A 10,640-nucleotide genomic window follows, 5' to 3' on the forward strand; every position below is an offset into this window, starting at 1 on the left:
CCCCAGCCCCCGTTGAACCCCGCAACACCCCGGCGTCGCCCCACCCGACCCGTTGCAGCAACCGTTGGAGTGGCGCCTCGCGCGCCTGCAAGCATGAAGAGATTGAAACCGCCCACCCGCCCCCCGCGCAACAAAGACCGCACGCCGCTGGTGCGCGCGGGTGCGCTGCTGCTGATGGCCGGCCTGCTGTACCTGCTGTGGCCGTCCGCCGAAACCGCGTACGTCGCGATGGAGTCGGTGGTGCGCTGACGCTCGGCCCGGCGCTACGTTATACTTTCGCGATGGAAACCAAACCTGCCCTGCCGAACCTGCATTGCTGGTGGCGCGCCTGACCCAGGCGGCCCGTTTCCTTTTGCATGTCCCGAACGAGATGCCGCCAGCCATGGCGGCATTCGCGTTTCTGCGCTGACATCATGGCTGGCGGCTTCGACAACCCGGAGCCAACGACCACCATGACCCACCCGAACCGCCCGACCATCCTCACCGGCGACCGTACGACCGGCCCGCTGCACCTCGGCCACTACATCGGCTCGCTGCGCGCACGCGTGCAGATGCAGCACGAAGCGCGGCAATTCCTGCTGCTCGCCGATACGCAGGCGCTGACCGACAACATGGGCCGCCGCCAGCGCGTCACCGAGAACGTGATCGAGGTCGCGCTCGACTATCTCGCCGTCGGCATCGATCCGGCGATCTCGACGATCGTCGTGCAGTCGCAGGTGCCCGAGCTCGCCGAGCTGTCGCAATACCTGCTCAACCTCGTCACGGTCGCGCGCCTCGAACGCAATCCGACCATCAAGGAAGAGATCCGCCTGCGCGGCTTCGAGCGCGACATCCCGGCCGGCTTCCTGACCTACCCGGTAAGCCAGGCCGCCGACATCACCGCATTCAAGGCGACGCACGTGCCTGTCGGCGACGACCAGTTGCCGATGATCGAGCAGACCAACGAACTCGTGCGCCGCTTCAACGCGACCGTCGACCAGCCGGTGCTGGTCGAATGCGAGGCCGTGCTGTCGGCGGTCACGCGGCTGCCAGGCATCGACGGCAAGGCGAAGATGAGCAAGTCGCTCGGCAATGCGATCACGCTCGGCTCGACGCCGGACGAGATCGCGCAGGCCGTGAAGGACATGTACACGGACCCGAACCACCTGCGCGTGAGCGACCCCGGCCAGGTCGAGGGCAACGTCGTGTTCACGTTCCTCGACGCGTTCGAGCCGGACGTGCAGAAGGTCGATGAGTTGAAGGCGCACTATCGGCGCGGCGGCCTCGGCGACAGCGTCGTCAAGCGCGTGCTGAACGAACGGCTGCAGGCGCTGATCGAGCCGATCCGTGCGCGCCGCCGCGAATTCGAGGCCGACAAGGGCGAGGTGATGGCGATCCTGAAGCGTGGCACGATGCACGCGCGGGAAGTGGCGGGAGCGACGCTGGCGGATGTGAAGGGTGCGCTGGGGCTCACGTATTTCGATTGAGCGGCGTGGGCGGAAAACGCGACCCGATAACGACGCGCGGCGGCCAGTCGAAGCGGTTTGTCAGGCCCCGGCCACGCAGCACACGATGTCGACGTCGCTGCTGATCGTCGACGGCAACGCCGCGACCGCGCGCACCGCCGGCCAGGTGATGATGATCTCGGCCGATGAAGCGGGCGACGCTCGCGTGTGCTTCGTCGGGTTGTGGTATTGCGACCTGCTGGTGCGAACCGAATCCGGATGGCGCATCCGGAGCTGTTTACAGGAGCGCAGCTGGATGCACGACGCGCCCCCGGTCGCGGCGCTCTGAGCAGGCCCGCGCAACGCGCTACTTCATCTGCATCAGTTGAATGAGGTTCCCGCACGTATCGTCGATGACCGCGACGCGAACGGGCCCCGCGTCCATCGGCTCCAGCGTGAAGTGAACGCCATGCGCGGTAAGCCGCGCGAATTCGCCATCGAGATCGTCGACCTGAAACGACGCCGCCGGGATACCGTCCTCGTACAGCGCCTGTTTGTAAGGCCCCACCGCACGATGGTTGCACGGCTCGAGCAGCAGTTCGGTACCGTCAGGCTGGTCCTTCGACACGACGGTCAGCCAGCGGTAGTCGCCCACCGGGATGTTGTTCTTCAGCCTGAAGCCGAGCTTGTCGGTATAGAACGTCAACGCCTTGTCCTGGTCGTCGACAAAAATACTCGTCACGTAGATTCGCATGTCAGTCTCTCCTGAAGCGGCAGCCGGTAATCGCCGTTCGCCCGCTCACACCGCGTCGTCGATAACAGGCAACGCCACTACCGCTATTCTTCGTCGAAATCGATGACAAACGCGTAACCGCCGTCGATCGGCTTGCACAGGTAGCCGTCGAAGTCGTCGGCGATCACCGCGTAGCTGTCTGGATCGTGCAGGAAGCGCCCGCCGCGGCCCGCCTCGCCGACCCGCATGACCGATCCGTTTCGCGCCCGCTTACGTGATCTGGTACGTCGACACCGGCACGAATTCCTCCGGCATCGGGCGGTCGCGCAGTTCGAGCACCGACCGCTCGATCGTGCGCGCCATCGCATCGAGCGCGAGTGCATTCGGCGCGAGGCCGAACGGCTCGGCGACCTCGTTCGCGATCGCCTCGAGCGCAATCAGCGTGTAAGAAATGAACACGCAGATCAGCGGCGTGAAGAATTCCGTCGAATCGACGAGACCGAACGGCAGCAGCACGCAGTATGCATACACGGTACGGTGCAGCAGCACGCTGTACGAGAACGGAATCGGTGTCGACAGGATGCGCTCGCAACCACCCACCGCCTTGCCCAGTTCGTCGAGCTGCGCGTCGAACATCCAGCAGGTCGCGTCGCTGCCGGGCACGCGGCCCAGCACGCGGACGATGCCGCCGCGCAGCTCGTCGAGGATCGCGACGGGCTTGAAGCATTTGCGCGCGAACTCGCCGGCACGCTCCGCGCCGAGAATCCGCTGCAGGTCTTCGGTCGGATCGGTATGGCGCAGCTGATGCTTCAGCGCATACGTAAACACGATCAGCAGATCGGCGAGCCGGTTGCGCTCCGCATCGCCGACGCTGTCGGGCAGGTAGCGATTCAGTTGCGACGTCACGGTGCGCGCCGCGATCAGCAGGTTGCCCCACAGATGCCGCGCTTCCTTGAAACGCTCGAAGCTCGCGTTGTTGCGAAACGCGAGGAAGATCGCGAGCGCGAGCCCGAACAGCGTGAACGGCGCGGTGTTGAGCGGGATCTTCTCGCCGAAGATGCGCCCGTTCGTGAAGACCGCCAGCGTGCTGACGATCGCCATGAACACCAGTTGCGGAATGATCGATTGCAGCACGGAGCCGTTCCATACGAACAGCATCCTGAGCCAGTTCTGTCGTGGTCTGACGATCATGATGTTTTCTCGACTGCCAAAGAAATACGCAGCACGAGCTGCCCGAACCCGATGCGCAACGGCCCGCGCACGGCGGGCCGCTTTCAGGCAGGTGCCGTGCCGGGGCCGCGTTGCGCGTGATGATACGCCCGCGCACGCCGCGCCCCATCACATCGCGTGCCGCTCAGTGATAACCGATGTCGCCCTCGCGCACCTTGCCGCGGAACACGCGGTACTGCATCGCGTTGTACACGAGGATGATCGGCAGCACGATCACCGTGCCGACGAGCGCGAACAACTGGCTCGAATGGCTCGACGATGCATCCCAGATCGTCAGCGACGGCGGCACGATGTTCGGCCAGATGCTGATCACGAGCCCCGTATATCCGAGAAACACGAGCGCGAGCGTCAGCAGGAACGGCGTGGCCTCGTGCTGGCGCTTGACCGTGTGAAAGATGCCCCACACGCACGCGACGACGAGGACCGGCACCGGCAGGAACCAGCCGAGGTTGCCGCTGCCGAACCAGCGGTGCGCGACGGCGGGCAGCCCGATCACGGTCCACAGGCTGACGACGGCCATCACGCCGAGCAGCACGCCCGCGAGCGGCTTCATCAGCAGCCGCATCTTGCGCTGCAGTTCGCCGTCGACCTTCAGGATCAGCCAGCCGCAGCCGAGCGTCGCATACGTGACGAGCACGCCGATCCCGCAGAGCAGGCTGAACGGCGACAGCCAGTCGAACGGCCCGCCCGCGAACTGGTTGTTCTCGATCTTGATGCCCTGCAGCAGCGAACCGAGCACGATACCCTGGCAGAACGCCGCGAGCGCGGAGCCGCCGATGAACGCGAGATCCCACATGTGTTGCGTGCGGGTCGCCTTCGCGCGCAGTTCGAATGCCGCGCCGCGGAAGATCAGCCCGACCAGCATCAGCACCAGCGGCAGGTAGTTCGCGGGCAGCAGCGTCGAATACACGACCGGGAACGCGCCGTAGAGCCCCGCGCCGCCGAGCACGAGGAACGTCTCGTTGCCGTCCCACACCGGCGCGACGGTATCGAGCATCACTTGCCGCTCGGCTTTCGCATCGAAGAACGGAAACAGCAGGCCGATGCCGAGATCGAAGCCGTCCAGCATCACGTAGATGAACACGCCGAGGCCGATGATCGCGGCCCACACGACAGGAAGATCGATTTGCATGGCTTACTCCGCTTCGGTGACGTTCAGCGGCGTGGACAGCGCGCTCTTGCGCAGCCCCGGATGCCGGTGCAGCTCGATGTACCCGGCTTGGGCAGCCGGCCCGCGCTTCATCAGTTTCATCATGTAGTAGATACCCGTTCCGAATACCAGGAAATACACGACCACGAAGATCAGCAGCGACACGCCGACCTGCTGCGCGCTGAGCGGCGCAACCGAATCGACGGTGCGCAGCACGCCGTACACGGTCCACGGCTGCCGCCCGACCTCGGTCGTGATCCAGCCGGCCAGCAGCGCGACGATGCCCGACGGCCCCATGCCCACCACGAACCACTGGAACCAGCGCGTTTCATACAGGCGCCCGCCCTTTCTCAGCAGCAGCCCGAGCAGCGCGGTCAGCAGCATCAGCATCCCGAGGCCCGCCATGATCCGGAACGTCCAGAACACGATCGGCGAATACGGGCGGTCCTGCGGCGGGAATTCCTTCAGCCCGCGGATCTCGCCATCCCAGCTGTGCGTGAGGATCAGGCTGCCGAGGTGCGGCACCTGGATCGCATAGCGCGTGGTTTCGGCCTGCATGTCGGGCAGCCCGACGAGGTTCAGCGCGGTGCCGCCCTTCTCGGTTTCCCACAGCCCTTCGATCGCCGCGATCTTCGCCGGCTGGTATTCGCGCGTATTCAGCCCGTGCGCATCGCCGACGACGATCTGGATCGGCGCGAGCAGCAGCAGCATCCACAGCGCCATCGAGAAGCTGCGCTTCACGGGCTCGTCGCGGCGCCCCTTCAGCAGGTGCCACGCGCCGCACGCGGCGACGATGAAGCCCGCGACGATGAACGCCGCGATCGTCATGTGCACGAGACGGTACGGGAACGACGGATTGAAGATGACCTTGAACCAGTCGACCGGCACGACGAGGCCGTTCTCGATCCGGTAGCCCTGCGGCGTCTGCATGAAGCTGTTCGACGCGAGGATCCAGAACGTCGAGATCAGCGTGCCGACCGCGACCATCAGCGTCGCGAAGAAGTGCGCGCGCGGGCTCACGCGCTGCCAGCCGAACAGCATCACGCCGAGGAAGCCGGCTTCGAGGAAGAACGCCGTCAGCACTTCATACGTGAGCAGCGGGCCCGTGATGTTGCCGGCGACGCGCGAGAAGCCGGCCCAGTTCGTGCCGAACTCGTACGCCATCACGACGCCGGAAACCACGCCCATCCCGAAGCCGATCGCGAAGATCTTCGACCAGAACTGGAACATGGATTTGTAGGCGGCGTCGCCGGTGACGAGGTAACGCCATTCCAGCACCGCCAGGAAGCTCGCCATGCCGATGCTGATCGCGGGAAACACGATGTGGAACGACACCGTGAACGCGAATTGCAATCGTGCGAGATGGAACGCATCGAAGATTTCCATGACCGAAATTTGCTCGTGGTTGTGAGAACGTCCGCCCGAAGCAGGAAATCGCGCGACGGCTTGGCGACAACACATGCGAACACCAACGGTCACTCGCATGGCATCGAAGCGTGAATGACGATATCGCGTTTGCCACGATACTCGCAATCACTCGAACGTGCGCTGAAACTGTGATGGCTCCGTCGGCGAGGATGTGTGCACGGAAAACACATTTCACGCCTGCGGCGTGGTCAGCTGTACTGCTTTCCGCGTTGCGACGCTGTGCCTGCGGCCCGCTGTTCACCGCCCTTACCATGTGATGCAACGCCTGCCCGCGGCGACGGCGCGCCCCTCGGCGCCCGCCCGGCAGCATCGATTCCCGTCGCCCGGCGTACGCGCCGAGCCCGGCCGGCACGCCGGCCGATCCGCCTGGAGAAAACCGCATGGAGTCCTGCACTCGCCGCGACGATCCGATCGGCAGCACCGCGTGTCGTGTGACGCGCCATCGTGCCGGCGAAGCGCGCGACGACGTCGATCAACGTCGTCGACGAAACGCCGGTTGCACTCGTGCTCAACGGCATCTCGCATACGGTCATGATGGTGACGCCGATCGACATGGACTTCGAGCCCGATGCGCAGCGCGAGCGCTTCGTGCGCGTGCGTTGCGCCATCGGCGCCGACGGCTCGGCCCTGCTCGACACGCTGCGGCATCAAGGCGCGGGCACGCTGCAATCGCTCGTGCAGGCGAGCGGGCTCGCGCTGCTGCCGGCCGGGAAGCGCATCGCGCGCGGCGACGCGGTACCGTATTACGAATTCGCGCACTGGCTCGCATGATCGCGACGCCTGATAGCCGCCCGATGCAGCACATTCGCGACGCATCCCGCGCCGCGAACTGTATTCCCGCAATTCGGGCGCGATTGTGTCCCTGCCGGAAAAGTCCGGCGGACTATGCTCACGATGAGGCTCGCCACGACCTGTGCGCCGACACGTCGGCACGCACGCGGCCGATCGGCGACGCCCCTCCGCTTACTTCATGCAGGCCGACGAACCGATCGTGAATGCCATCGTTTCCGCCGCGCCGGGCGCCGCCGCTTCATCGGGCGACGCATCGCCCAGCGCCTTCCCCCGCACGACCGACACGCTCGGCCGCCCGCTGCGCGACCTGCGCCTGTCCGTGATCGACCAGTGCAATTTCCGCTGCGGCTACTGCATGCCGCGCGAAAGCTTCGGCGCCGGCTACGCATTCATGCCGTCGTCCGAGCGGCTGTCGTTCGCGCAACTGGAAAAGATCGCACGCGCGTTCACGTCGCTCGGGGTCGAGAAAATCCGCATCACCGGCGGCGAGCCGCTGTTGCGCCGCAATCTCGAAGCGCTGATCGAACGGCTCGCGGCACTGACGACCGTCGACGGCAAGCCCGTCGAAATCGCGCTGACCACCAACGGTTCGCTGCTCGCCGCGAAAGCACGCGCGCTACGCGACGCGGGGCTGTCGCGCGTGACCGTCAGCCTCGATGCGCTCGACGACGCGGTGTTCCGCCGGATGAGCGACGCCGACGTGCCCGTGTCGCGCGTGCTGGCCGGCATCGAAGCCGCGCATGCGGCCGGGCTTGCGCCGGTCAAGGTCAACGCGGTAATAGAACGCGGCGCGAACGACGACCAGATCCTGCCGCTCGTGCGTCACTTCCGGCATACCGGCGTGGCCGTGCGCTTCATCGAATACATGGACGTCGGCGGCGCGAGCTTCTGGTCCGGCGACAAGGTCGTGCCGGCCGCGCGCATGCGCGAGCTGATCGACGAGCACTATCCGCTCGTGCTCGTCGGTGAACCTGGGCACGACGCGACCGCAATCCGTTGCGCGCACATCGATGGTGCCGGCGAGGTCGGCTTCATCGCGAGCGTGTCGCATCCGTTCTGCGGCACCTGCTCGCGCGCACGCGTGTCGGCCGACGGCAAGCTTTATACATGCCTGTTCGCAACCCAGGGCACCGACCTGCGGCCGTGGCTCGACGATACAGCGCCGGTCGACATGCTCGCCGCCGCCGTGCGCGACCGCTGGACGCGGCGCGACGATCGTTATTCCGAGCGCCGGGCCGCACGGCCGGCCCGCGCGCCGGGCAAGACTTATCCGACCGTGCGCATGTCGCTCGTCGGCGGCTGACGGGCCGCCGCGCGACACAAGGCCCACCGCCTACAGGAGAACCGTCATGACGAGCTTCATCGAATCCCGCGCCGGGCTGCCGGACGATCCGTTGCGTGCCGACAGCCATTCCCGATCCGCCGACACGACCGAACCGCACACCGAGCCGCCCCCGGCAATTTCTGCCGGCTTCGAAGTGCGCGTGCAGTATTCGGCGATCGACGCGGGTGACGAGCTTGCACCGATCGTTCGCAATCCGAATGTCGGCGCGGTCGTGAATTTCCTCGGTGTCGTGCGCAACGAAGGCGACGTCGACGACGTCGTCGCGCTCGAGGTCGAGCACTACCCGACGATGACCGAACAGGCCCTGTGGAGCATCGTCGAGGAAGCCAGCGCGCGCTGGCGGCTCGAAGCGGTCAGGATCGTGCACCGCGTCGGGCGCATTCCGCTCGGCCAGGCGGTCGTGCTGGTTGTGGTGGCCGCCGCGCATCGCGGGTCCGCGTTCGATGCGTGCGAATTCCTGATGGACTTTCTGAAAACCCACGCGCCGTTCTGGAAGAAGGAGATCCGCCACGACGGCAAATCCGGCTGGGTCGAGGCGAAGGCGCACGACGACCAGGCAATGCGGCGCTGGGGCTGAGCGCCGCGCCCGCTTCACGTTTTTCGAATCCGCAGATTCCGTTCGAGACATCGCGATGAAACTGACAATCAAATACTTTGCAAGCATTCGCGAGCAACTCGAAACCGACGAGGAAATCGTCGAGATCGACGCGCGCGAACTTACCGTCGATGCGCTGCGCAGTACGCTCGCCGCGCGCGATGCGCGCAGCGCCGAAGCGTTGCGGATGGACCGGCCCGTGCGGGCAGCCGTCAATCTCGAGATGGTGACGGGTGGATTCGTCGTGCGGGAAGATAGCGAGGTGGCATTTTTTCCGCCGGTGACGGGCGGGTAATGCGGATCAAGCGGATCGCGCGGCTGCGATCTTCAATGCAGCCACTTCATCGCTTTCGTGGCGAACACGGCCATCGCGGCGGCGCCGATGTGCGTCGAGATCTGCGGCGTGATTGATGCGGGTCGATCCGGCGCTCTTCCCTGAAAAGAACAAGGGTTCATCGCGGATTACCGGGGGAGAACACGGGGCCGACGCGTCGGCGTTCGGCCATCAAGAGTCGTTCTCCGCGTCTCGTGCGCGGACGTTTGAATGACCGATCCCCTCCGCAAACGATCAGAAAGCCGGCGTGCTGCGTTGAAGGATTCCTATCAGGCGACGGAACTCGTTGTCATTGCTGTCGCTTTTCCAGCGATTGACGAAACGGCAAACCACCTGCAGATTACCGGCTTCGTAATGGCCGTCGCTATCGATCCGGTCCAGAGAACAGATCATCTCCGGATCATCCGCTTCGTTTGGATACTGCAAAGGTAGCCCAGTGATGGCGCATGCTTCTTCCTGGGCGAGGATCAGTTCCTTGACGTAGTCTGCGAAGATGGAATTGTTGGCGAATTTCACTTCTTTATTTTTTATCGTACGCGTCACTTCCTGTCCATTCGAATTAGCACTCGTATGCGTGGCCATGTACGCCATCGTAAGCGCTGCACGACCCACTACATCCTCTACCGAGGGCAATCCTTTACGGGAATTTTCAATCGCCTTTTTCCAGTTAGATCGCGAATGCCAAAAGGACAGGTCTTCCCCGTTGATGAGGGCATGTGCGTAGGCCACGTTCTCTGGTCTGAGGCGCACCGTAGTTCCACGGTTCCACAGGAAATCCTGCGCGACAGGATGTATCGCGCCCCACAACAGACGCGCACCCTTTCTGTTCTTGTTTGACCAAGGCTCGACCGGCTTACGCATCACATAGATCATCGTTCCCTCCTGACCAGGTGCGCGCGATTTCTCCAGCGTTGTCGAAGAAGGGTCGGGTTTCGAGATCGTCCACCACAGTTCGTCTTTCTCGCGGTGCAGCCAGATGTCGCCATTAGAATGGCTGAAGATATCGGGCAGGTTGTACCAGCGACCTGCCGCATTCCTTGTAAGAGCTTTGCCTGTCACCGATTTCTTGGTCGCGACGGCTAGCGCCACGTAGCCTTCCCGATCCTCATTTACCCGAAGAGGCCATAGATCCACATCCTCAATCATGGCTATTGCTGCCCCGTCCCGGCATTCCGGCCAGAGATAATTTTTCGGACCAAAGTTGGCAAGGCGGATGTCCATCGGGAAAGTGGCCTCATCGTAAGCGACTTGCGCCGCGCATTCGCAAATATCGGTAGAACGCGCAGGTCGAAGGTGCTCTGTTCGGGTTGAGAAGGTTGGGCAGTGTCCAATCGTCGATGCTGCCCAAGGGAGTTAATCGCCGATTTGCATCAAGTGGTCGATTGACGTTCGATCGCGATCATGTCTGCGCAATCACGTTGACGTCGGCAAAGGTCGACCACCAGTCAGCAATGATATTCCCGACGAGTGACCGATGTACCTTGCGGATTCAACCCGTCGATGCAACACACTTGAGGCTGCATAGCAGCGAGGAGTGTTGCAATGAAACAGAGACGGCGGATCTACTATACAGACAGCCAGAAAGCGCTAATGTGGGAGCGCTGGCGCA

12 protein-coding genes and 1 pseudogene are annotated in these 10,640 nt (G+C 64.2%); 7 read left to right on the plus strand and 6 right to left on the minus strand.

Features of this window, described 5'->3' with window-relative positions:
- The first annotated feature begins 102 nt into the window (after positions 1–102).
- From GD429_RS40860 to GD429_RS39480, 3 genes are all read left to right on the plus strand, one after another.
- The gene (locus GD429_RS40860; RefSeq protein WP_175919598.1) at positions 103–249 is read left to right on the plus strand and encodes a hypothetical protein; all 147 of its coding nucleotides are present in this window, start codon (positions 103–105) and stop codon (positions 247–249) included.
- A 203-nt stretch (positions 250–452) separates the two neighbouring features.
- Positions 453–1,466 (plus strand): tryptophan--tRNA ligase, encoded by a 1,014-nt coding sequence (gene trpS, locus GD429_RS39475; RefSeq protein WP_152865574.1) that lies wholly within the window; start codon positions 453–455, stop codon positions 1,464–1,466.
- Entirely contained in the window at positions 1,438–1,773 is a 336-nt protein-coding gene (locus GD429_RS39480) for a nuclear transport factor 2 family protein (protein ID WP_321575141.1), read from the plus strand. Before trpS ends, GD429_RS39480 begins: the two co-directional genes overlap by 29 nt.
- A gap of 18 nt (positions 1,774–1,791) precedes the next feature.
- On the opposite strand, the gene GD429_RS39485 is transcribed toward GD429_RS39480, so the two are convergent.
- From GD429_RS39485 to GD429_RS39505, 5 genes are all read right to left on the minus strand, one after another.
- A complete protein-coding gene (locus GD429_RS39485; RefSeq protein ID WP_152865578.1) occupies positions 1,792–2,178 on the minus strand; it encodes a VOC family protein in 387 nt (128 codons plus the stop codon).
- A gap of 83 nt (positions 2,179–2,261) precedes the next feature.
- On the minus strand, positions 2,262–2,405 hold the full coding sequence (locus tag GD429_RS39490; protein ID WP_227792215.1) for a hypothetical protein: 144 nt from the start codon (positions 2,403–2,405) through the stop codon (positions 2,262–2,264).
- Positions 2,406–2,427: 22 nt separating this feature from the next.
- On the minus strand, positions 2,428–3,348 hold the full coding sequence (locus GD429_RS39495) for a bestrophin family protein (RefSeq protein WP_152865581.1): 921 nt from the start codon (positions 3,346–3,348) through the stop codon (positions 2,428–2,430).
- Positions 3,349–3,511: 163 nt separating this feature from the next.
- Positions 3,512–4,519, minus strand: coding sequence for a cytochrome d ubiquinol oxidase subunit II (gene cydB / locus GD429_RS39500; protein ID WP_034184514.1), 1,008 nt, complete (start codon positions 4,517–4,519; stop codon positions 3,512–3,514).
- 3 nt (positions 4,520–4,522) lie between these two features.
- Positions 4,523–5,923, minus strand: coding sequence for a cytochrome ubiquinol oxidase subunit I (locus tag GD429_RS39505; protein WP_152865584.1), 1,401 nt, complete (start codon positions 5,921–5,923; stop codon positions 4,523–4,525).
- A 585-nt stretch (positions 5,924–6,508) separates the two neighbouring features.
- Between GD429_RS39505 and GD429_RS39510 the strand changes: the two are divergent.
- The 4 genes and pseudogenes from GD429_RS39510 to moaD all read left to right on the plus strand — a co-directional run.
- Positions 6,509–6,736: pseudogene (locus GD429_RS39510) on the plus strand (molybdopterin molybdenumtransferase MoeA); the annotation flags it as partial.
- Between the two features lie 199 nt (positions 6,737–6,935).
- The gene (moaA, locus tag GD429_RS39520; RefSeq protein ID WP_152865587.1) at positions 6,936–8,060 is read left to right on the plus strand and encodes a GTP 3',8-cyclase MoaA; all 1,125 of its coding nucleotides are present in this window, start codon (positions 6,936–6,938) and stop codon (positions 8,058–8,060) included.
- 46 nt (positions 8,061–8,106) lie between these two features.
- A complete protein-coding gene (locus GD429_RS39525; RefSeq protein WP_152865589.1) occupies positions 8,107–8,679 on the plus strand; it encodes a molybdenum cofactor biosynthesis protein MoaE in 573 nt (190 codons plus the stop codon).
- A 55-nt stretch (positions 8,680–8,734) separates the two neighbouring features.
- Positions 8,735–8,992, plus strand: coding sequence for a molybdopterin converting factor subunit 1 (moaD, locus tag GD429_RS39530; protein ID WP_131947243.1), 258 nt, complete (start codon positions 8,735–8,737; stop codon positions 8,990–8,992).
- Between the two features lie 273 nt (positions 8,993–9,265).
- Here the strand turns inward: moaD and GD429_RS39535 are convergent, their stop codons facing one another.
- Positions 9,266–10,252: a hypothetical protein gene (locus GD429_RS39535; RefSeq protein WP_152865592.1), complete on the minus strand. Its 987-nt coding sequence runs from the start codon at positions 10,250–10,252 to the stop codon at positions 9,266–9,268.
- Between the last annotated feature and the right edge of the window lie 388 nt (positions 10,253–10,640).

Source organism: Burkholderia sp. BE17 (assembly GCF_009362305.1).
Lineage (GTDB): Bacteria > Pseudomonadota > Gammaproteobacteria > Burkholderiales > Burkholderiaceae > Burkholderia > Burkholderia pyrrocinia_C.

What these genes read in the sequence shown, in the direction of transcription:
- trpS (WP_152865574.1), top strand. Translation starts at nt 453, where the DNA reads ATGACCCACCCGAACCGCCCGACCATCCTCACCGGCGACCGTACGACC.
- GD429_RS39485 (WP_152865578.1), bottom strand. Translation starts at nt 2,178, where the DNA reads ATGCGAATCTACGTGACGAGTATTTTTGTCGACGACCAGGACAAGGCG.
- GD429_RS39490 (WP_227792215.1), bottom strand. Translation starts at nt 2,405, where the DNA reads ATGCGGGTCGGCGAGGCGGGCCGCGGCGGGCGCTTCCTGCACGATCCA.
- GD429_RS39495 (WP_152865581.1), bottom strand. Translation starts at nt 3,348, where the DNA reads ATGATCGTCAGACCACGACAGAACTGGCTCAGGATGCTGTTCGTATGG.
- cydB (WP_034184514.1), bottom strand. Translation starts at nt 4,519, where the DNA reads ATGCAAATCGATCTTCCTGTCGTGTGGGCCGCGATCATCGGCCTCGGC.
- GD429_RS39505 (WP_152865584.1), bottom strand. Translation starts at nt 5,923, where the DNA reads ATGGAAATCTTCGATGCGTTCCATCTCGCACGATTGCAATTCGCGTTC.
- moaA (WP_152865587.1), top strand. Translation starts at nt 6,936, where the DNA reads ATGCAGGCCGACGAACCGATCGTGAATGCCATCGTTTCCGCCGCGCCG.
- GD429_RS39525 (WP_152865589.1), top strand. Translation starts at nt 8,107, where the DNA reads ATGACGAGCTTCATCGAATCCCGCGCCGGGCTGCCGGACGATCCGTTG.
- moaD (WP_131947243.1), top strand. Translation starts at nt 8,735, where the DNA reads ATGAAACTGACAATCAAATACTTTGCAAGCATTCGCGAGCAACTCGAA.
- GD429_RS39535 (WP_152865592.1), bottom strand. Translation starts at nt 10,252, where the DNA reads ATGGACATCCGCCTTGCCAACTTTGGTCCGAAAAATTATCTCTGGCCG.